This is a genomic window from Nitrospirillum amazonense (genome assembly GCF_007828035.1).
Taxonomy (GTDB): Bacteria; Pseudomonadota; Alphaproteobacteria; order Azospirillales; family Azospirillaceae; genus Nitrospirillum; species Nitrospirillum amazonense.
In genome coordinates, this window is sequence record NZ_VITV01000003.1 from 337,793 (window position 1) to 359,743 (window position 21,951).

The 21,951-nt window shown below is 66.3% G+C and carries 14 protein-coding genes and 1 pseudogene; 8 read left to right on the plus strand and 7 right to left on the minus strand.

Annotated elements, in window-relative coordinates; all coding sequences use genetic code 11:
* Positions 1–58: 58 nt before the first annotated feature.
* Together FBZ87_RS09440 and FBZ87_RS09445 are read left to right on the plus strand one after the other, a co-directional pair.
* Positions 59–1,585, plus strand: a complete 1,527-nt coding sequence (locus FBZ87_RS09440; RefSeq protein ID WP_145610087.1) for a tryptophan halogenase family protein — start codon at positions 59–61, stop codon at positions 1,583–1,585.
* 64 nt (positions 1,586–1,649) lie between these two features.
* Positions 1,650–2,894, plus strand: coding sequence for a DUF418 domain-containing protein (locus FBZ87_RS09445; protein WP_186454672.1), 1,245 nt, complete (start codon positions 1,650–1,652; stop codon positions 2,892–2,894).
* Between the two features lie 61 nt (positions 2,895–2,955).
* Here the strand turns inward: FBZ87_RS09445 and FBZ87_RS09450 are convergent, their stop codons facing one another.
* Together FBZ87_RS09450 and FBZ87_RS09455 are read right to left on the minus strand one after the other, a co-directional pair.
* Positions 2,956–3,705, minus strand: a complete 750-nt coding sequence (locus FBZ87_RS09450; protein ID WP_145610089.1) for an SGNH/GDSL hydrolase family protein — start codon at positions 3,703–3,705, stop codon at positions 2,956–2,958.
* A 71-nt stretch (positions 3,706–3,776) separates the two neighbouring features.
* Positions 3,777–6,251 carry a glycoside hydrolase family 3 protein gene (locus tag FBZ87_RS09455; RefSeq protein ID WP_246134318.1) on the minus strand — a complete coding sequence of 825 codons (2,475 nt, stop codon included), beginning with the start codon at positions 6,249–6,251 and terminating at the stop codon, positions 3,777–3,779.
* Positions 6,252–6,733: 482 nt separating this feature from the next.
* Here FBZ87_RS09455 and FBZ87_RS09460 point away from each other — a divergent pair, with 482 nt between their 5' ends.
* Positions 6,734–9,133 (plus strand): glycoside hydrolase family 95 protein, encoded by a 2,400-nt coding sequence (locus FBZ87_RS09460; RefSeq protein WP_145610090.1) that lies wholly within the window; start codon positions 6,734–6,736, stop codon positions 9,131–9,133.
* A gap of 36 nt (positions 9,134–9,169) precedes the next feature.
* Here FBZ87_RS09460 and FBZ87_RS09465 read toward each other — a convergent pair whose 3' ends face one another.
* The 5 genes from FBZ87_RS09465 to FBZ87_RS09485 all read right to left on the minus strand — a co-directional run bounded on the left by FBZ87_RS09465 (position 9,170) and on the right by FBZ87_RS09485 (position 17,702).
* On the minus strand, positions 9,170–10,837 hold the full coding sequence (locus FBZ87_RS09465) for a methyl-accepting chemotaxis protein (RefSeq protein WP_145610091.1): 1,668 nt from the start codon (positions 10,835–10,837) through the stop codon (positions 9,170–9,172).
* Positions 10,838–10,877: 40 nt separating this feature from the next.
* On the minus strand, positions 10,878–11,675 hold the full coding sequence (locus FBZ87_RS09470) for a transporter (protein ID WP_186454674.1): 798 nt from the start codon (positions 11,673–11,675) through the stop codon (positions 10,878–10,880).
* A 129-nt stretch (positions 11,676–11,804) separates the two neighbouring features.
* Positions 11,805–13,286: an efflux transporter outer membrane subunit gene (locus tag FBZ87_RS09475; RefSeq protein ID WP_145610093.1), complete on the minus strand. Its 1,482-nt coding sequence runs from the start codon at positions 13,284–13,286 to the stop codon at positions 11,805–11,807.
* Positions 13,283–16,441 carry an efflux RND transporter permease subunit gene (locus FBZ87_RS09480; RefSeq protein ID WP_145610094.1) on the minus strand — a complete coding sequence of 1,053 codons (3,159 nt, stop codon included), beginning with the start codon at positions 16,439–16,441 and terminating at the stop codon, positions 13,283–13,285. Before FBZ87_RS09480 ends, FBZ87_RS09475 begins: the two co-directional genes overlap by 4 nt.
* 4 nt (positions 16,442–16,445) lie before the next feature.
* Entirely contained in the window at positions 16,446–17,702 is a 1,257-nt protein-coding gene (locus FBZ87_RS09485; RefSeq protein ID WP_145610095.1) for an efflux RND transporter periplasmic adaptor subunit, read from the minus strand.
* A gap of 637 nt (positions 17,703–18,339) precedes the next feature.
* Between FBZ87_RS09485 and FBZ87_RS09490 the strand changes: the two genes are divergently transcribed.
* From FBZ87_RS09490 to FBZ87_RS09510, 5 genes and pseudogenes are all read left to right on the plus strand, one after another.
* Complete coding sequence (locus FBZ87_RS09490; RefSeq protein ID WP_145610096.1) at positions 18,340–18,597, plus strand: hypothetical protein; 258 nt, start codon at positions 18,340–18,342, stop codon at positions 18,595–18,597.
* Positions 18,594–18,779 carry a hypothetical protein gene (locus FBZ87_RS09495; protein WP_040845379.1) on the plus strand — a complete coding sequence of 62 codons (186 nt, stop codon included), beginning with the start codon at positions 18,594–18,596 and terminating at the stop codon, positions 18,777–18,779. Before FBZ87_RS09490 ends, FBZ87_RS09495 begins: the two co-directional genes overlap by 4 nt.
* Before the next feature lie 146 nt (positions 18,780–18,925).
* Positions 18,926–19,702, plus strand: a complete 777-nt coding sequence (locus FBZ87_RS09500) for a ribonuclease T2 family protein (RefSeq protein WP_186454675.1) — start codon at positions 18,926–18,928, stop codon at positions 19,700–19,702.
* A 95-nt stretch (positions 19,703–19,797) separates the two neighbouring features.
* Entirely contained in the window at positions 19,798–20,835 is a 1,038-nt protein-coding gene (locus tag FBZ87_RS09505) for a GTP pyrophosphokinase (RefSeq protein ID WP_145610098.1), read from the plus strand.
* A 114-nt stretch (positions 20,836–20,949) separates the two neighbouring features.
* Positions 20,950–21,906: pseudogene (locus FBZ87_RS09510) on the plus strand (IS630 family transposase).
* Positions 21,907–21,951: the final 45 nt, after the last annotated feature.

The window sequence follows — 21,951 nt, forward strand, 5'->3', positions numbered from 1 at the left end:
GCCGTTCCCTGCCGTAAGCTGGGCGGCCAACGATAAGATCATGTGGGGGGATGCCGCCATGGCCGAGGCGATGCGGAGCGGGCGTAAAATCGTGATCGTGGGCGGCGGCACCGCCGGCTGGATGGCGGCGGCCGTCCTGGCCCGGGTGCTGAAGGGCAAATACGGCGCCATCGAACTGGTGGAATCAGCCGAAATCGGCACCGTCGGCGTGGGCGAGGCCACCATCCCGCCCATCCAGTTCCTGAACCACCTGCTGGGCATCGACGAGGTCGACTTCGTCCGCAAGACCCAGGCGACGTTCAAGCTGGGCATCGAATTCGTCGATTGGACGCGGCTGAACCACCGCTATTTCCATCCCTTCGGGCCGCATGGCCACACCATCGACGCCGTCTCCTTCCATCATTACTGGCTGCGCCAGCAGTCCCAGGGCGACACCAGCGACATCGGCGACTATTCCCCCTCCACCGTCGCGGCGCGGATGGGCAAGTTCCAGCCGCCGGCGCCGGACGCGCGGCCCGGCGGCCCCGTTATTGCCTACGCCTACCATTTCGACGCGGGCCTGTACGCCCAGTACCTGCGGGGCATCGCCGAGCGCAACGGTGTGAAGCGCACCGAGGGCAAGATCGTCCAGGTGACGCAACGCGAGCCCGATGGCTTCATCGATAGCCTGGTGCTGGACAACGGCACCCGCGTGGAGGGCGACCTGTTCGTCGATTGCTCCGGCTTCCGCGGCCTGCTGATCGGGGAGACGCTGAGGGCCCCGTACGAGGACTGGTCCCACTGGCTGCCGTGCGATCGCGCGGTGGCCGTGCCGTGCGAGGGGGTGGCGGCGATCACGCCCTACACCCGCTCCACCGCGCGGGCGGCCGGCTGGCAATGGCGCATCCCGCTGCAGCACCGTATCGGCAACGGCCATGTCTACAGCAGCCGCTTCATCAGCGACGACGAGGCGACCGCCACCCTGCTGGCCAACCTGGACGGCAAGCCCCTGGCCGACCCGCGCCTGCTGCGCTTCACCACCGGGCGCCGCAAGAACTCCTGGACCAAGAACTGCATCTCCCTGGGCCTGGCCTCCGGCTTCATGGAACCGCTGGAATCCACCAGCATCCACCTGGTGCAAAGCGGCCTGTTCCGCATGGTCTCGCTGCTGCCCCGCGACGGGTTCGAACAGGCGACGGTAGATGAGTACAACCGCCTGACCAACATCGAATACGAACAGATCCGCGACTTCCTGATCCTGCATTACCATGCGGTGGAGCGGGATGATTCCCCGCTGTGGAATTACTGCCGCACCATGGAAATCCCCGACAGCCTGCGGCACAAGATCGACCTGTTCCGCGCCCGAGGCCGCATCGCCCGCTTTGACGAGCAACTGTTCGCCGAGCCCAGCTGGGTTGCCGTGTTCCTGGGCCAGGGCATCCAGCCGCACTCCTACGACCCGGTAGCCGACGTCATGCCGGAGGCGGAGGTGACGGCGCGCCTGGCCCGCATCCGGGAGGCCATCCGGCGCATGGCGGACGCCCTGCCCACCCACGCCGAGTTCATCAACCGGCATTGCCGCGCCGACCGGCCGGTGGCAGCATGACAACGCTGGCATCCCCGGGAAGATGTCCAGCCAGGGGGTAAGAAGAACAACGGGATGGCCTGATATGAGTGCATCGGGGAGCGCATCGGGATCGGGTGCCGACGGATCGGGCGACCGCATCACCGTCATCGACGCCTTGCGGGGAACGGCCCTGGTGGGGTTGTTCCTGCTGCACACCATTGAGCATTTCGATTTCCTGAGCGACGTGGCCGTGCCGCCGGCCTGGCTGAAGCCGTTCGACACCGCGGCCCACGACACGGCCTTCTTCCTGTTCGCCGGCAAGGCCTACGGCATCTTCGCCCTGATGTTCGGCATCAGTTTCTCCCTGATCCTGGGCAGCTGGTCGCGGCGGGCGGGCAGCGCGTCGCTCCGCTTCCTGTGGCGGCTGGCCGTGCTATTCGCCATCGGCTATCTGCACGGTCTGATCTACTGCGGCGACATCCTGACCATCCTGGCCGTCATGGGCGCGCCCCTGGTGCTGCTGCACCGCCTGGGGGACCGGGTTCTGCTGGCCCTGGCGGCCGCGCTGCTGATCCAGCCGCCCACCCTGTGGCTGGTGGCGGGCCTACTGAGCGGCACCGCCCCCACGCCGGCCGTCCCCGTCCACTGGACGGTGTATGAGGGCCTGATGCCCATCTACGCCCACGGCGGCTTCTGGGACGTGGTGAAGGCCAACCTATGGCAGGGCGTGCTGGCCCGCACCTTCTGGACCATCGAGACCGGCCGCTATATGCAGATGATGGGCCTGTTTTTGGTGGGCCTGGTGGTGGGGCGCAACCACATCCTGGAACGGGCATCCCAGCATCGCCGCCTGCTGCAGGGCGTCCTCGCCGGCGGCGCGCTGGCCTTCGCCGTGCTCTATCCCCTGAAGCGCCTGGCGGAGGGTGCCGGCCTGCCGCCCATGACGGCCTATGAGGTGACGAACCTGGCCAGCGCCTATTGCGGCCTGGCGCAGATGGCCGTCTGGGCCAGCGGCTTCGTCCTGCTGTATCCCCGCATCCAGTCCCTGGCACCGCTGCGGGCGCTCGCCTCCTTCGGGCGCATGAGCCTGACCTGCTACATCACCCAGGCGCTGGTCTTCGTGCCGCTGTTCTACGGCTTCGGCCTGGGGCTCTATCGCTACATGGGCCCCTTCTACAGTGTGACCAGCGGTATCGCCTTCGTCATCCTGGAATGCGTCCTGGCCCATTGGTGGCTGCGCCACTACCGCTACGGCCCCCTGGAATGGGTCTGGCGCGCCGCCACCTTCCGCACCCTGTCCCTGCCCCTGCGCCACACCCCGAAGGCGGCGCTGGCGAAGGCGGCGTAAATCAAAACGCCCGGGACCAGCCGATCCCGGGCGTTCGTCGCTCCGACAACGTTCGGCGAACTTACTTGGCCTTGGCCAGCGCTTCCTTCACCACCTTGTCGGCCAGGGGGGCCATCGCGACATAGCCGGCCTCGGTCGGGTGCACGCCGTCGGAGGCCAGGCCGGGCTTGAAGTCGCCCTTGCCGTCGCCCACCACGTCCTTGTAATCGACGAACAGGGCGCCCACCTGGGCCGCGTAGTCCTTCAGCCAGGCATTGTGCGCGGCGATCTTGGGCGCCGGGTCCAGGCCATGGCGCCACTTGAAGTCCAGCGCCGGGGGAATGCCGGCCAGGATCACGGTGATGCCGTGCTTCTGCGCCAGTTCAACCATGCTCATGATGTTGTTCTTCAGCTGCTGCGGCGATACCGGCCCCCAGTTCTGGGCCAGGTCGTTCGTACCGGCCATGAGGTGCACGACCTTGGGGTGCAGGTCGATGACATCCTGGCGGAAGCGCAGCAGCATCTGCGCCGTGGTCTGGCCGCTGATGCCCCGGCCCACGCGGCCGGGCGTGAAGAAGCCGGGCGTCTTGTCCACCCATAGCTGGGTGATGCTGTCGCCCATGAACACCACCTGGACCGAACCGGGCGCCAGCTTCTCATTGTCCGCGGCGTAGCGGTTGAGATAGGCGAAGTCGTGGTGCAGGCGGTCTTCCTCTTCCTGGTGCCACTTGGCCACCTGCTCGGCGCTGGGCGGCTTGTTGTCCTCGGCCAGCGCCGGGGTAGCCATCAGGCCGGCCAGCATCAGGGCAGCGGCGACGGTACGTTTCTTCATTCTCAAGGTTCCTCCCACGCGGCCCCGCAGCCGGGACCCAAATTAATAAAGCATCTTAATTTAATTGACCGTCAATGGCCCGGGCAGATGGAGCCCGCCGGATCGGCCGACAGCCGCACCGTGGCCAGCGACAGGCGCAAGGTGCCGCCGGTGCTGAGGGCAAAGGGGGTGGTGACCCGGGACAGGTCGGCCCCGGCCTGCTTGAAACAGGACAGCTTGACCTTCAGGGTCTGCCATTGCCCCAGGGGGGCGGCCTTCAGCACGCTGGTCAGGTCCAGAGCGCCCGGCGCGGCAGGCCCGGTGCCGCTCCCCGGGCCGGAAATCAGCCAGACGGTGCCGGCCGGCGCCTCATCCACCCGATAGTCCACCTGCAAGGACAGGGCGCCGTTGGCCTGACGTGTCAAGTCCAGGCCGTTGCCGCCGGTCACGGCGATGGCGGCCTCCCCCTTGCCGGTCCAGCTCAGCTGACGGCCAGCACCTTGTATGCCGCCGGCATCCACCGGCTTCAGCGCCAGGGCGCCCGCCACCTCGGTCACCGTGCCGTCGCCCGGCACGGGCACGCTGGCGGCACCCTGGCGCAGCACGAAGCTCCACGGCGCGGGGTTGCGGCCCTTCACGAAATAGGTGTCGATGTTGGCCGCCGCCGCGTCCACACCTGACACCTCCGGCAATTGCGGCACGGTCACGGGCTTGGCGTCGGCGTAACGCAGGCCATAGCCGAAGGGGAACAGCGGATCATAGGGCTGGCGCAGTCGGTTCAGTGTCGCCTGCGCCGCCGTCTTGGGCCAGGAGTAGGAGAGCTTGCCGGTGAAGTCGTAGCGCGGCCGGCCCAGCATATCGCCCACCAGCACGTCAGCCACGCCGCCGCCCTCCGACCCCGGGAACCAAGCCGCCACGAAGGCGTCGGACGCGTTGATCTCCGGATTCACCCACAGCGGACGGCCGGACAGGAAGACGGACACCACCGGGATACCTTGGGCCTTCAGCTTCCTCAGCAGCGCCAGATCCTGCTTGTCGCCCGCCTGGAACTCCAGGCTGGGAATGTCGCCCTGGAACTCGGCATAGGGCATCTCGCCGAACACCACCACGGCCACGTCCGGCTTGGTGGTGTAGCTGCCGTCGGCGCTGAGGTCCACGGTGCCGCCGCCGGCGGTCACCGCCTGGCGGATGCCCTCATAGAGGGAAGTGGCGCCGGGGAAGTCGCTGTTCTTGTTGCCGGTGCCTTGCCACGACAGGGTCCAGCCGCCGGTCTGGCGGCCGATCTCGTCCGCCGCCTCCCCCACCACCAGAACGTGGGACTTGGCCTTCAACGGCAGCACCTGGCCGTTGTTCTTCAGCAGGACCAGGGATTTGCGCACAGCCTCGCGCGCCAGGGCACGGTGCTCGGCATTGCCGATGACGCCGTCCTTCAGCTCGAACGGGCGGGCGGGGTCGAACAGGCCCAGCTTGGTCTTCACCCGCAGGATGCGGCGCACGGCATCGTCGATGCGCGCCATGGGGATCGTGCCCGCCTTCACCTGGGCGACGGTGTTGGTGAACAGCGCCTTCCAGTCGTTGGGGGCCATGAACATGTCCAGGCCGGCCAGAACGGCGGCGGGACAGGAGTCCGCCGTGCAGCCCGGCACCTGGCCGTGGCCGTTCCAGTCGCCGACGACGAAGCCGTCGAAGCCCATGCGCCCCTTCAGCACGTCGGTCAGCAGCGACTTGTTGCCGTGCATCTTGGCACCCTGCCAGCTGGAGAAGCTGGCCATCACCGTCATGATGCCGGCGTCCACCGCCGCCGGATACCCCGCCGCGTGGATGCGGATCAGGTCCTGTTCGCTGACATCGGCGTCGCCCTGGTCCACGCCGTTGGTGGTGCCGCCGTCGCCCAGGAAATGCTTGGCCGAGGCCGCGACGTGCCCATGCTGCAGCGCCTGGCCGGCACCCGCCTGGCCCTGCAGGCCCAGCACCATCTCGCCCGCGTACTGGCGCACTATCTCCGGATCCTCGGAGTAGCCCTCATAGGTGCGGCCCCAGCGGTGGTCCTGCGGCACGGCCAGGGTGGGACCGAAAGCCCAGTCGATGCCGGCGGCGGCCGTCTCCTGCGCCGTGGCGACGCCGATGCGGCGGATCAGGGCGGGGTCGTGGGCGGCGCCCAGGGCGGAGTTGTGGGGGAACAGCGTGGCGCCCACCACGTTGTTGTTGCCGTGCACGGCGTCGATGCCGAACATGATGGGAATGGCCACGTGCCCGGGCCGTTCCGCCAGCGAGGCCGCGCGGAAGGCGCGCGCCGTCTCCACCCACTTGTCCGGGCCGGCGCGGTCGTCGCCGCCCGCCGGCGCGCTATCGCCGCCCGCGAGGATGGAGCCCAGGGGGTAATCGGCCAGGTCGGCCGGGGTCACGGTGGAAATGTCGGCCTGGATCATCTGGCCGACCTTGTCCTCCAAACTCATCCTGGCCATCAGGCCGGTCACGAAGGCTTCGGTCTTGGCGTCCACCAGGCCCTTGCTCTTGGCGGCCGGCCACAGCTCAGGGTGGGCGACGCCGCGGGCGCTGTCTGTCACGGTGGAAGCTGCCTTTTGCGGGGGATTTGAGGTTTGCCGGGCTGAAACCTGGGGCGGCGCCAGGGCCGCAAGCAGTAAAGCCGGCGTCACGGACGCCAGAAGGGCCATGCGGTGCTTCATGGGTGTTCCTTGTTCTTCTCAGGTCTTCTTGGGTGCCGCTAGCCGATGCCGCCACCCGCCCCGGACCTCCCTAGTGCCGGACAGGTGGATCCGCGGGGCCCCGTCCCACCTCTATTCCCGTCGGGATGGGCGGATTTCCAGGGGCGCGAATTAGTAGGATGATAACGCTATCATCCACCCCCCGCAAGCGAGCCACGCCTTGCCCCATGATACCGGTCACATTAGGATCACCGGCAACGGCGGCGCTGATCGCCGGTGACGGAGGAAACGGGCGCCCCAGCGCGGCCGGCGGCCCGACGGGCCCGCCGAATACCAATCCCCTGTCGTGACTGTCGATCCACCGAGGGGAAGGTCGCCTGCCCATGTCCAGCATATCGCGCCGGGAAATCCTGATGGCCAGCGCCGCCGCCCTGCTGTCGGCCAGCGCCACGCGGCCCGCCCTGGCGCAGGAGGCACCGCCCGCCGCCCCGGTGGCGCCCCTCCCCACCCCGGATCCGGCCCAGACGCTCTGGTACAACCAGCCCGCGGCGCAGTGGGTGGAGGCGCTGCCCGTGGGGAATGGCCGGCTGGGTGCCATGGTGTTCGGCGGCATTTCCATGGAACGGCTGCAGTTGAACGAGGACACCTTCTACGCCGGCGGGCCTTACGACGACGTTAATCCGGAGGCCAAGACCAACCTGCCCCAGGTGCGCGAGCTGATCTTCCAGGGCAAGTATAGGGAGGCGGAGGCGCTGGCCGGCGCCAAGCTGATGGCCAAACCCCTGAAGCAGATGCCCTACCAGACCCTGGGCGACGCCGTGCTGCTGTTCCAAAGCCTGGATACGGTGCACGACTATCACCGCCGGCTGGATCTCGACACCGCGGTGACCACCACCCGTCTTGTCAGCGGCGGCGGCGCCTGGTCGTCCACCCACACGCGCGAGGTTTTCGCCAGCGCGCCGGACCAGGTGATCGTCACCCGGCTCTCGGCCAACAAGCCGGGCCTGATCAGCGCCAACCTGTCGCTGCTGACGCCGCAGAACGCCACCTTGGTGGCGGATGGGCCGGACGGCCTGCTGCTGACCGGCATCAGCCCCAGCCGCTTCGGCATAGAGGGGCGGCTGAAATTCGCCGTGCGCCTGAAGGTCATCGCCAGCGGCGGCACGGTGCGGGCCGGCAGCGACGGCATCGTCATCGACCACGCGGATGAGGCCGTGGTGCTGATAACCGCCGCCACCGGCTATAGGCGCTACGACGACATCAGCGCCGATCCGGCGGCCCTGACGGCCGCCACCCTGGCCCAGGCCGCGGCCAAGCCGTATGCCCGGCTGCTGGCCGACCACGTGGCGGAGCATCAGCGCCTGTACCGCCGCGTGGCCCTGGACCTGGGGACGACGCCTGCCGCCGGCCTGCCCACGGATGAACGTGTGCGCGCCGCCGCCCCCCAGGACGACCCTGCCCTGGCCGCCCTCTACTTCAACTACGGCCGCTACCTGCTGATCAGCAGTTCCCGCCCCGGCGGCCAGCCTGCCAACCTGCAGGGCATTTGGAATGAACAGGTGGATCCGCCCTGGGAGTCCAAGTGGACCATCAACATCAACACCGAGATGAACTACTGGCCGGCGGAGCTGGTGGACCTGGGCGAATGTGTGCAGCCTTTGGTGGGCATGCTGAAGGACCTTTCGGAAACCGGCGCGCGGGCGGCACGGGACATGTACGGTGCCGGCGGCTGGATGGCCCACCACAACACCGACGTCTGGCGGGTGGTGGGGCCGCCGGACGGCCCCAAATGGGGCCTCTGGCCCATGGGCGGGGCGTGGCTCTGCCGTCACCTGTGGGACCATTACGACTATGGCCGGGACAAGGCGTTCCTGGCCGACATCTACCCCATCCTGAAGGGCGCCTCCCAGTTCTTCCTGAATACGCTCATGGTCCTGCCGGGCAGCGACTGGCTGGTTACCAACCCGTCGCTGTCACCGGAAAACGTGCACCCCCTGGGCACCTCGCTGTGCGCCGGTCCGGCCATGGACCGGCAGATCCTGCGCGATCTGTTCGCCATCGCCGTCAAGGCCGGCGAAATCCTGGGCAAGGACGCCGATTTCCGCGCCAAGGTGGCGGCCGCGCGCGAGCGCCTGCCGCCCGACCGCATCGGCGGGGCCGGCCAGTTGCAGGAATGGCTGGAGGATTGGGACATGCAGGCGCCGGAAATCCACCACCGCCACGTCTCCCACCTCTACGCTGTCTATCCCAGCGACCAGATCACCCGGCGGGACACGCCGGACCTCATCAAAGCCGCCCGCAAGACACTGGAGATCCGGGGGGACGACGCCACCGGCTGGGGCTTGGGCTGGCGCCTGAACCTGTGGGCGCGCCTCGGCGACGGCGACCATGCGCACGCGATCCTGAAGTTGCTGCTGGGCCCCGACCGCACCTACCCCAACCTGTTCGACGCCCACCCACCCTTCCAGATCGACGGCAACTTCGGCGGCACGGCCGGCATGGTGGAGATGCTGGTGCAAAGCATCGGCGACGATATCGAGCTGCTGCCCGCCCTGCCCCGCGCCTGGGGCCATGGCAGCCTGCGCGGCGTGCGGGTGCGCGGCCAGGGCCGGCTGGACTTGGTCTGGAAGGACGGCACGCTGGCGCAGGCGGCCCTGCGCAACGCCGGCGCGCAGCCGCAACGCTGGCAAGTGCGATTGGGCGAGGATGTGGTGGCGGTGACGGTGCCGGCCGGTGGTGAAAAGCGCGTGGCCCTGAAAAACGGCAGGCTGGCCCTCGCCTGAGGACCAGCCCACCGCTCCTCATGGATGCCCCTGCGCTCAGGCCGCGCGCAGCTGGGCCAGGAAGGCGTCGACCTGGGTGCGCAGTACCTGGGCCTCGCTGGTCAGCTCGGTGGAGGAGGCCTCGACCTCCGCCGACTTGCGGGCCGTCTTGCCGGCGCGTTCGTTGACACCGTAGATGTTCTCGGTGATCTCCTCCGTCGCCCGCGCCGTCTCGCCCACGTTGCTGACGATGGCCTGGGTGGCGGCACCCTGCTCCTGCACCGCGGCGGCGATGATGGAGGCGATCTCGTCGATGCGCCGGATGGTGGCGCCGATGTCGCCGATGGCCGTCACCGCCTGGCCGCTGGCCCCCTGGATGGCGCCGACGTGGGCGGCGATCTCCTCGGTCGCCTTGGCCGTTTGCGTCGCCAGGGTCTTCACCTCGCTGGCCACGACGGCGAAGCCCTTGCCAGCCTCACCCGCCCGCGCCGCCTCGATGGTGGCGTTCAAGGCCAGCAGGTTGGTCTGCCCAGCGATGTCACTGATCAGTTGGACCACGGCGCCGATGCGGTTGGCCACGTCGGCCAGGCCGTCGACCGTGCCGCGCGTCGCGTCTACCTGAACCACCGCCTCACGAGCCACAACGGCGGAATTCTCCACCTGCCGGCTGATCTCACCGATGGAGGAGGACAGTTCCTCGCTGGCCGTTGCCACGGTGCGCACGTTGCCGGCGGACTGGCTGGCGGCGGCCGACACGGTGGTGGTCTGCCGCAGGCTCTCCTCGGCGGCGGAGCCCAGCTCGCGAGCCGTCGTTTGGATGTCGGCGGCGGCCGTCGCCACCTTGTCCACAACCGCGCGCACCGTCGCCTCGAAATGGTCGGCCGCGCTGGCCATGGCGGCCTTGCGCTGGGCCTCGGCCTCGGCCTTTAGCGTCGCCTGCTCGGCCGCCAGCGCGTCGCCCTGGATCAGGCTTTCCTTGAACACCTCGACCGCGCGGGCCATGGCGCCGATCTCATCGCCGCGCGCCACGCCAGGCACATCCACCTGCCGGGCGCCGCCGGCCATGGTCTCCATGACGCCGCGCAGCAGCTCCACGGGGCGGGTGATGGACCGGCCCGTGGCCCAGGACAGCACCAGGCTCAGCGCGATGGCGATGCCGGCGAAAGTGAAGCCCAGAGCGCGGCCGTTGGCAGAGGCGGCGTCGAAGGCCTTCTCCGCATCCTCGGACTGCTTCAGGTTCAGCACCGCCATCTTCTCCAGGTTCTGGGTCATCTGGTCGCGCGCCTCGTCCACCTTGCCGTCAAGCTCACGAATGGCTGGGGTCAAGGCATCGGTTTTCTCCAGCGCCGGCAGCATCTGCTGCTCGAAGATAGCCATGTAGTCGCGTAAGCCCGCCTCAGCACCATCCAGGGCGGCCTTTTCCTCCGGCAGGTCGGCCTCGGCGCGCAGGTCCTTGAACATGGCCAGGATGCCCTGCTTCTTCTCGGCCCAGTCCTTGCGCGTCTCATCCAGGTTGTGGTTGATTTCCGCGTCCGCGACGATGGCGTAGAGGTCGTTGCCCGCCGATACGGCGCGCACCGATTTGGCGGCCACGCCCGAGGTGCCGGTCAGGGTCTTCTTGCTCTCGGCCAACCAACCCAGGGTCAGGGTGAAGACCCCCGCGATCAGCAGGATCATCAGCACCGTCATGGCCGAAGACAGGGTCAGTTTGTGTGCCAGTTTCATCGCGGGCCTCCGGGTTCGGTCACGAAATCCAAGTCAAAAATCAGAAGCGGATGGTGAAGCCGATGAAGGGGTTCACATCGTCGGCCGCCTTGCTGAGGCCGATGTTCACGCCGCCATCGACGGAGAAGTTCGGCGTCACCTGATAGGTCACGCCTAAGTCCAGGGTGGCGACGGTGGCGGCGTCGGGGCCGGTCTGCCGCTCGCCATACAGCTCGATATAGCCGTCCAGCACCTCGCCCAGCGGGTGGCTGAGGCTCATGGAAAAGGCCAGGTCGGGGTCGTAGCCGTCGCCGATGGCGTTGCGGTTCACGGCCAGCGTGGTCTGCGTGCCCAGTTCCCACTCCCCGCCCAGCTTAATGGCGAAGGGCACGCCGATGCCGCCCTCGAACGCGCCATTGCCGTAGGCGGTGGCGGCCGTAGGCAGCTTCACGAAGGGGATCAGGCCCAGGGCGGTCGTGCCCTCGCGATCATTACCCCACAGGTTGATCTTGGCCCGCACGGTCATGTCCGACCAACCGTGAAGCCGGGTGTGGCCGCCGCCCCGCTCGGACAGGCCCATGACGGTGTAGGCGGGGGCGATTATGTCGAATTCGGTGTCGTCCCAGACGCCGATGCGGATGTTGGGCGCCATGAAGACGGACTCGTGCTTGCGCGTGCCGTCGTCGTTATAGAAGTCGCGGTTGTGGCTGACGATGTCCGTCTCGACCTGGACGTGGCCCGGATCGATCGTGTAGGGGCCGTCGGTCTTGTCGGGCCGGTCGGGCGCGAATTCGCGCAGCTCCCCCTCCGCCGCCAGCGCCGACGTCAAACCCGGCGTGGCCAGCACGGCCAGCGCCAACAATCCGGTCCGGAAGTAGAAAGTCCGCAAAGCCAGCCCCGCCCGTGTCGCCTGTGACAAATCGTCTCTGCGACATCACGGTGCCAGGAATGGGTTTCCGGATGGTTAACCGAATGAACCTCCGAAAGTTTATCGGGTAATGAAGCCCCCATCGGGCGGCGCTGCGTGGCCGGGCTCGGCCCCGGGCTCCCTCGGTGGCACATTCCACCAGCCGCCGCCCAATGCCTGGAACAGGGCGGCGGTGTCCATCAGGCGCGCCGCCTGCGCCTGCACCAAGGCCAGCCGCGCCTGGGCCGCCGCCTGCTGGGCCGCCAGCACCGCCGTGGGCGCCGCCGCCCCCAGCTCCAGCTGGCGCCGGGCCAGGGTCAGGGCGTGGGACGCGGCCGCCTCCGCCCGCTGCGCCGCGGCCAGGGCATCGCCATCGCTTTTCAATGCCGACAGCGTATCAGCCACGTTCTGGAAGGCCAGTATCACGGTGGAGCGGTATTGCGCCGCCGCCTGGTCCAGGGCCGCCCGCGCCGCCTTTTCCTTGTGCGCCAGGCTGAACCCTTCGAACACCGGCTGGGTCAGGCTGGCGCCGAAGTTCCAGAAGCCGTTGCCGGCGGTGAACAGGCTGTTCAACGCCGAGGCGCTGGACCCCGCCGCCCCGCTGAGCGTGAGGTTGGGCAGGCGATTGGCCACGGCCATGCCGACATTGGCGCTGGCGACATGCAGGTTGGCGGCGGCCAGGCGGATGTCGGGCCGCTGTTCCACCACTCGGGCCGGCAGGCTGTAGGGCAGCTCCGCCGGCAGGACCAGGTCGCCCAGTTGGAAGGTTTCCGGTGTCGGGTCGGCTGGCATGCGGCCCAGCAGGGCGTTCAGCTGATGGCGCTGCTGTTCCAGCTGTTTTTCCAATGGCGGCAGCGTCTGCTCGGCTTGCGCCAGCGCCGTCTCCCCCGCCGCCACGTCGGCGGCCGAAACCTGGCCCAGGTCACGCTGGCGGCGCAGGATGGCCAGGGCTTTGCCGGCGTCGGCGATGATGGACTGGGCGGCGTCGATCTGGCCGCGCAGGCTGGCTTCCGTCACCGCTGCCACCACCACGTTGGACGTCAGGGTCAGGTAGGTCGCCTCGACCTGGAAGCGCTGGCCCTCGGTAGTGGCGTCCAGCGCCTCCTGCCCCCGCCGGGTGCCGCCCCACAGATCGGGGCTGTAGGACACCGACAGCTGCGGGGTGAACAGGTTCAGCTGCGGCGCGTTGTTGGCCGCCGTGGGCGCCACGGTGCCGGTGGGGTCCTTCTGCCGGGTGGCCTGGAAGCTGGCGTCAATGGCGGGCAGGAAGGAACCGGCATTGGCGTAGGCGTTTTCCCGCGCCACGCGCAGGGCCGCCTGCGCCGCCGCTACGTCGGCGTTGTGTGCCATGGCCTCACGTACCAGCCCGTCCAGGGCCGGCGACTTGAACAGCGCCCACCAGTCGGCCGGGATGTCGCGGCCGGCGAGCAGGCTCTGATCCGGCAGCTTGGGCGGCGGGGACAGCGCCGTCTTGGGCGGGGCGGCCGGCGTCTGGTAGTCCGGACCGGCGGCGCAGGCCGCGAGCAGCAGGGCGGGGATGAGATGCAGGACGCGGCGCATCATTCAGCCTCCCCCGGAGTGACAGGCAGGGCCGTGCGGCTGGAGAACAGGCTGATCAGCACCGGCAGCACCACCAGGATCAGGATGGGCGCCAGCAGGATGCCGCCCACCACCACCATGGCCAGCGGCCGCTGCACCTGGGAGCCAATGCCGTGCGACAGGGCCGCCGGCAGCAGGCCGACACAGGCGGCGATGCAGGTCATCATGACGGGACGCAGGCGCGTCTCCGCCGCCTTCACCAGCGCCGACGCCCGTTCCATGCCCGCGTGGACCAGCTGGTTGAAGTAGGAGATGACGATGATGCCCTCCATCACCGAGATGCCGAACAGGCCGATGAAGCCGATGGCGGCGGAGATGGAGAAGGGCGTGCCGGTGGCGGCCAGGATGAAGATGCCGCCGACCAGCGCCATGGGCATGACGCTGGCCGCCAGCAGCGTGTCGGTCATGGAGGCGAAGTTGAGGTACAGCAGCACGCAGATCAGCGCCAGGCTGACCGGGACGGCCACAGCCAGGCGGCGCACCGCATCCTGAAGGTTGCCGAATTCCCCCACCCATTCCAGGCGATAGCCGCCGGGCAGCTGCACCTGCTCCGCCACCTTCTGCTGCGCCTCCAGCACAGCGCTGCCCAGATCGCGTCCACGCACGCTGAACTTGATGGGGATGTAGCGGCCCTGCCCCTCGCGATAGATGAAGGACGCGCCGGAAACCATGCGGATGTCGGCCACGTCGGCCAGGGGGATGGGTGCCGTTCCCGTGCCCAGCGCGGTCGTCCCCACGGTGATGTGCCGGATGGCCTCCAGGCTGCCGCGATCCTCGGGCGATAGGCGCACCATGATGGGGAAGTTGCGATCGCTGCCATCCTCGTACAGGTTGCCCGCCGCCTGGCCGCCGATAGCGGCCTGGACAACGGCGTTGACGTCGCCGGTGGACAGGCTGTAGCGGGCGGCCTTGCCCCGGTCCACCGTGATCTTGATCGTGGGCTGGCCCAGCGACTTGAACACACCCAGGTCGGTCACGCCGGGCACGGTGGACATCACCTGCTTGATGCGGTTGGCAGTCTTCTCCAGCGTCTCAAGGTCGTTGCCGAACAGCTTGACCGAGTTCTCACCTTTGACGCCGCTGGCCGCCTCCTCCACATTGTCCTCGATGTATTGGGAGAAGTTGAACTCGATACCGGGGAAGCGCTCGGTCAGCTTCGCCTCGATGTCGCGGGTCAGGCGTTCCTTGTCCCAGCCCTTGGGCCAGCTGTCGAAGGGCTTCAGCGGCACGAAGAATTCGGCATTGAAGAAGCCGGTGGCGTCGGTACCGTCGTCGGGGCGCCCGTGCTGTGAGATAACGGTCTCCACCTCCGGATAGTCCTTGATGATGCGGCGAATGCCATCCACCGCCTCCGTCCCCGCCTCCAGCGAGATGGACAGGGGCAGGTTGGCGCGGATCCAGAGGTTGCCCTCTTCCAGGTGCGGCAGGAATTCCATGCCCATGAAACGGGTGCAGACGATGGCCAGCACCATCAGCGCGCCGGCCACGGCCAGCACCAAGCGCCTGTTGGCCAGGGCCAGGCGCAGCAGGGGTGGGTACAGGCGATGCAGCACGCGCACCACCACCGTGTCATGCTCCCGCACCTGTTCGGGCAGCAGGATGGCGCTCAAGGCGGGGGAGATGGTGAAGGTGGCGATCAGGCCGCCGGCGATGGCGTAGGCGTAGGTCTTGGCCATGGGGCCGAAGATGTGTCCCTCCACCCCCGACAGGGTGAACAGCGGCACGAAGCCGGCGATGATGATGGCGGCGGAGAAGAAGATGGCGCGGTTGACCTCGACGGCGGAGTTGGCGATGACGCCGAACCGGCCGCGCAGGATCACCTCCTGCCGCACGCTGTGCATGATGGAGGATTTGGCGAACCGCTCTTTGGGCGGCTGCGCCAGGTGGCGGAAGATGTTCTCCACCATGATGACGGTGGCGTCCACGATCAGGCCGAAGTCGATGGCGCCGACGGACAGCAGGTTGGCCGACTCCCCGCGCAGGGTCATGATCAGGATGGCGAAGAACAGGGCGAAGGGTACGGTGGCGGCAACGATGACGGCGCTGCGCAGGTCCCCCAGGAACAGCCACTGCACGAAGAAGATCAGGATGATGCCCATGACCATGTTGTGCAGCACGGTGTGGGTGGTCAGATCGATCAGGTCCGACCGGTCGTAGATGGTCTTGAGGTAGACTCCCGGCGGCAGGATGCCGGACGTGTTGATCTTCTCCATCTCCGCCTTGGCGGCCAGGATCGTGGGCTTGCTCTCGGCCCCCCGGCGCATCAGCACGATGCCCTGGACGATGTCGTCCTGGCCGTCGCGACCTGCGATGCCCAGGCGCGGCTGGTTGCCCACCGTGACGGTGGCGACGTCGCCCACCAGCACCGGCGTGCCGTTGTTGGCCGCCAGCATGGTGCCCCGGATGTCGTCCAGGGAATGGATCTGGCCCACGCCACGCACCACCATGGCCTGGTCGCCGATGTTCACCGTCTGGCCGCCGACATTGATGTTGGCGTTGTTCAGTGCCTGCAGTACGCCGGGAATGGTCAGGCCATAAGCGGTCAGCTTGCGCTGATCCACCGTCACCTCGTACGCCTTGGTCTTGCCGCCCCAGCCGGACACGTCGATGACGCCCGGCACGGCCTTGAACCGGCGCTGCAGCACCCAGTCCTGCAGGGTCTTGAGGTCGGTGACGGAATAGCCCGGCGGCCCCACCACCTGATAGCGCAGGATCTCGCCGATGGGGCTTTCCGGCGAAATGGCCGGCTGCACACCCGACGGCAGGTTGGACAGCTGCGACAGCTGGTTGACCACCCGCTGCACCGCCTCGTCATAGGTGAAGTCGTAGGTGAACTGGATCTTGATGTCCGACAGCCCGAACAGGGAGACGGAGCGGATGGCCGTGACGTGGGGGATGCCGGCCATCTGCACCTCGATGGGCACGGTGATGTAGCGCTCGATCTCCTCCGCCGACTGGCCGCTGTTCTGGGTCACGATCTCCACCATGGGCGGGACCGGATCGGGATAGGCCTCGATGTTCAGGCGCAGGAAGGCGCCCACGCCCACCACCAGCAGGACGGCCAGCGCCGCGAGCATCAGGACGCGCTGGCGCAACGCGAAAATGACGACCTTGTTCATGATCTCAGTCGCCCTGCGCCGCGCGGTCGATGAACAGGGCGCCCTTGGTCACCACGCTGTCCCCCGCCTTCAGGCCGCCCAACACCTCCACCAGCCCGTCCTGCTGCCGCCCCAGGGTCACGGGGCGCAGCGCCAGGGCGTGGTGGGCGGCATCGGCCACCCAGACGCGCGACACCTCACCCTCATGGATCACCGCCCGTTCCGGCACGGCCAGGGTCGGGGCCGGGCCGGTGGGGGTGGAGGCCCCAGGGTCGGTAAACAGGCGCACGGTCGCCATCATCTCTGGCTTCAGGGCGCCATCGGCGTTGTCCAGGGTGACGCGCACCGCCAGGCGCCGGGTGGCGGGGTCGATGGCCGGGGCCACCGCCGTCACCCGGCCCCGGAAGACCCGGGCCGGATAAGCGGGCACGCGCACCTCGACCTCCTGCCCCACGGCCACGGCGGCCGCGTCGGCCTCGCGCACATTGGCCAGCAGCCAGACGGTGGAAAGGTCGGCCAGGCTGAAGGCCATGGTGCCGCCGTTGGCCACCCCGTTGACGTACTGACCCGGGGAAACCTGACGCTGCAGCACCGTGCCGGCGACGGGTGCGCGCACCGGGGTCGGTGCCAAGGCGACCCCCTCATGCGTAAGGGCCGCGATCTCTTGTGGGGTGCGGCCCAGCACGCGCAGCCGGTCGCGGACGGCGGCCAGGGCCGCCTGCGCCGTGCGCGCGGCCGTTTCCGCCGTCACCAAGTCCACCTGGGCCTGCTGCCAATCCTTCAGGGCGCTACCGTCGGCCTGGTACAGGTCACGCTGGCGCTGTACCGTCACGCGGGCCTGGCGCAGCTGGGCATCGGCCGCAGCGGCGGCCGATGCGGCGGCCGCCAGGTCGCTGCGTCCCTGCGCCATGTCGGTGGCGTCGACGGTCATGAGGACAGCGTCCTTGGCCACGTGATCGCCGACGCGGGCGGTCACGGTACCCACCTGACCGGAAACGGGGGAATAGACCGGCGTTGTCGCCTCGTCATTGGCGGTCACCCGGCCATCGGTGTCGATGTGCGTCCGGAAGGGGTGTGGGGCCACGGTTTCCATGCCCAGCGTCGCCCACTGGCCCGGCGTCACCTGGAAGGTGCCGGGGGCCGCCTCCGGCTGGGACGGAGGAGGAGAAGGCACATCGCTTTCCCGGATCACGATCATCCCCACGACCGCGGCCACCAGCAAGGCGGCACCCAGCCACTGCAGCCCGCGACCGGGACCGGGAAGAAAGCGGAAAGAAGGCACCTTAAACACTCCACGCCACAGTCGCGGGCAGACGGCGGAAGGGCAAAACAGCCGCGTCGCGATGACGCATCCACACGGTGCACCGCAAAAATCAAGGAAACGCGGGATCGCACCTTTGCAGGAACGGGGCAATGGGCCATTTCAGCGCAGGTGCCGCCGGATTTATTGGAGGCATTCCTGAAATTCATGGTTAGCGCCTCATCGCTGTGTCGATTTGATTACGCGGCATCGCGCGCGCCCGGGGCGGGACGCTTGTTTTCCTTGGAATGCCCCCGTACAGCCGGTCCGCCCGCAGGCTTTCCCGGGCGGGCGGTGGAGTGTTGAGACGGCGCCCTTCGGCCGGCCGGGCCATTTGACGCAGGTCATAGGCCGAATGGCTGAGAACACGGTCGCACCCCTCCGCCCGTCGCCTTTTGTCATGCCGTCCGGCAGGCCGGATATTCCCATCCTCGACCCGCCTGGTGGGTGGATAGGCATTCCGGCGCGGCCCTTAGCGCTTTGGCCCGCCTGCCAGTTGCCACGGCAACCGGCCCTGCTATTTCCCGATTTGTTACCAGGGAAAGGCCGGATGGGCCCTTCCGAATGGATCATGAGATGCGCCGCTGGGGGGCCATCGAGGAAGGTCTGGAGATCGCCTGTGCTGAACGCCTTGCGCAACCTTTTGTCGATCACCGTCGTTCTTCTGCTGCTGGTTCCCTTGACGGACCTGGCCATGCAGGTGCTGCCCCCTGTCATCGGCGCGTTGCCGCCGCTGCTGGTGGGTCTGGTCTTCCTGGCCTTCATGGGCCAGGTGCTGGTGGCCGCCGTCCGGCACGCGCGCCTGCCCAGCATCCACCTGCCCAAGACTGGAACCGGTCCCCGTGCCGGCTCCCTGACGAGAGAGATCGCGCCATGAACGCCCCCCTTCGCAACATCCTTTACGCCATCCTCAGCCTGCTGCTGATCATCATGCTGGTGGATTTGGCCGTGACCCTGCTGCCGCCCATCCTGGCAGAGGTGTTGCGCATCATCGTCGGCATCGGTGTCTTCCTGTTCCTGCTGCAGTTCTTGGCAGGCCTGTTCCGCAGGACGCCATGACGCCCTGAGGTCTCCACGACGCGAATAGGCCTGGCCGCCATCGCCAGGCCTATTCCTTTTGTTCCCCTTTTGGACCTCTTTCCCCTTGACGGCGACCGCGTGTTCCCACACTCCATAAGGGCAAACCGCAAGGGGAGATGCACGCGATGCGCAAGGGTCTTCGGAACACCGCCACGGCTTTGTTTATGGCCGCCTGTCTGGCCGGCGGCACCGCCCTGGCTGCTGACGCCGCTGGGGGCGCGTCGGTTCCCGGGGACAAGCAGACGCCGGGCCACCACACCTACATGTTCGTGCTGAGCTGGGAGCCGGAGTTCTGCTACCTGCACGGCGATGGCCATCCGGAATGTGCCGCCGGCGACCGCGCCACCAGCTTCGGCGCCACCCACCTGACCCTGCATGGCCTGTGGCCGCAGTGGAGCAGCGCGTGCTCCCTCTCCGCCAAGGACAACGACCCCACCTGGAAGGACCGCGTGCTGCCGCCCCTGTCGCCGGCGGTGCAAGGTACGCTGGCGGAGGTCATGCCCGGCATCGCCTCCGGCCTCACCTTGCATGAATGGCAGAAGCACGGCTATTGCAGCGGCCTGTCCGCCGACCAGTACTATGCCCAGGCCGGCGCCATGGTGAAAACGCTGGGGGCTGCGAAGGCGGGTACCCTGCTGGCCGAGGCCACGGGCAAGAGCGTGACGCGCAAGGCCCTCTGCGACGCCCTGGCCGCCGACTTCGGCGAAGCCGCGCGCCAGTCCGCCGTGCTGGGCACGGGCAAGGCCGCCTTCCTGACCCAGATCACCTTCACCCTGAAGGCGGCCGACGACGGCACCACCGCCCTGGACGCCGCCCACCTGACCGACAGCCCCGCCGACCAGGCCGGCCGCTGCGACAAGGGCAACCCGGATGAGGCGCTGAAGGTGGCGGGGTTCAAGTAAGAGCCGATATTATAGAAAATACTGGGGGGGGGGGAGAGAGGGACGGAGGAAGCCTTGGAAGTCCGAAAAATCCCAAAACCAAAGGAAACGTGAGAATGTATATCAATATAGAGGATTTTATTAGAAATAATTTAATGAATTATCGACGGTTAACACCAATGATCATTTCTATAATTGAAGGAATTCTCCGGTCAAATGATATAGATTTCCTTAGTGTTACAGGAAGAACAAAAACAAAAGAAAGCATCATAGGAAAACAACGACGGAAAGAGTATAAAGATTTTGCTAAAAAATTTACAGATATATCTGGAGTCAGAATAATTACATTCTTGAACTCGGACGTCAATTCAATAGAAGAGATTATTAAACGAACTTTTGAAATCGACAAGGAAAACAGCCTCGACAGAGCCGGCTCTCTCGGAACTGACCGGATCGGATATCGCTCGGTCCATTATGTCTGCACACTTGGCGAAGCCCGAGCCGGCATTGCCGAATATAGCAGTTTATGCGATCTAAAGTTCGAAATTCAAATACGCACAGTGCTTCAGCATGCGTGGGCAGAGCTAGCTCATGACCGTTCATACAAATTTGGGGCCACGCTTCCCCCGAATTTAGAACGTCAAATTAACCTATATTCCGGTCTCCTCGAGCTTGCGGATAAGGGATTTGAAGAAATCTCAAATTCTATAGATTCTTATGCTAAAGAAATTGCTAAATCATCACCGGTCGAACTCAACGATAAAGTCATAGACTCAATAACATTTGTTAAATTCATGACTAATTTCCTTACAGTGAATAAAATAGAAACGAAACGCAAAATAGACGACGAAAGCGTATCGACATGCATCAGTGAGCTACATGAATATGGACTTAACTCTGTCGCAGATCTTAATAGTATTATTTCTGATGACGCCATAGAATCTCTAAAACAAGAAATAGCCCCCAAATCAGTAATCGGCATTATCCGATTACTGATGCTTTTTCATGACATCGATCGTTATTTTTCCCGTGTCAATTTCAGTTGGGGGAGAATACACAAAGGAACTTACGACACGCTCACCAGAAAATACGAAGACAAAAAAATACAGTCAATTCTAAAAGATAAAAATGTCGAAATAGTGAAGCCAGAATGAACAACAAATCATTTAATCTTAAAATATTTCGCAACTAGAGCATCGAGCTCCAACGCGGAATCGGGGGATTCCCTTGAGACGCTGGATGTGATTCATCTTTATCGGAGGTGGATCATGGGCAAGCCGTATTCAGAGGACCTTCGGGAACGGGTTGAGGCCCGGATAGCGGCGGGTCATTCCCGCCGAGAAGCATCGCGGCACTTCGGTGTAAGCGCGAGCTTCGCTGTGAAGTTGGCGCAGCGTGTTGTGGCTACTGGGTCGATTGAACCGGGACGCCAGGGCCGACCTCCCGGCGACGGCAAACTGGCAAAGCATATGCCCCAGTTGGTCGCTTGGGTGGAGGCGCAAGCCGACATCTCGATGCCGGAGTTGGCCGCGAAGCTAGCAGCCACCACGGGCGTTGTCGCGCACCGGCTTCGCTGTCGCGGGCTTTGCTGAAGGCAGGGTTCAGCACCAAAAAAAACACTGCTGGCATCCGAGTGCGAACGCGCTGACATCCGCGAGGGCCGCCAAGTTTGGCGGACGCACCGTCAGCCGCGCATGCGCCAGGAGCCCCACCGCCTGGTCTTCATCGATGAGACCGCTACAACCACCAAGATGACTCGCCTGCGCGGCCGAGCACGGCGGGGACAGCGCCTCAGGGCCCAAGCCCCCTTCGGCCATTGGAAGACGCAGACCTTCATCGCCGCCCTGCCCTGCGATGGTCTGACCGCTCCATGGATCATCAACCAGCCGATGAACCGGGTTCTCTTCGAGGCTTATGTCGAAACCCAGCTGGCACCCACGCTCAGTCCGGGCGACGTCGTCATCCTCGACAACCTGGCCAGCCATAAGAGCGAGAAGGCCAAGGCCATCCTCAAGGAGGCGGGCGCCTGGTTCCTCTTCCTGCGGCCTTACAGCCCTGATCTGAACCCTATCGAGATGGCCTTTGCCAAGCTCAAGGCTCACCTCAGGCGCATCGGCGCCAGGACCATTGACGATCTCTGGAAGGCCATCGGAAACATCTGCGACCTCTACGATCCAGATGAATGCTGGAACTACCTCAAGGCCGCAGGGTATGCGTCCGATTAAAGGCTCGATGCTCTAATACAATAAGAATCAGCGCAAATTAGTGAT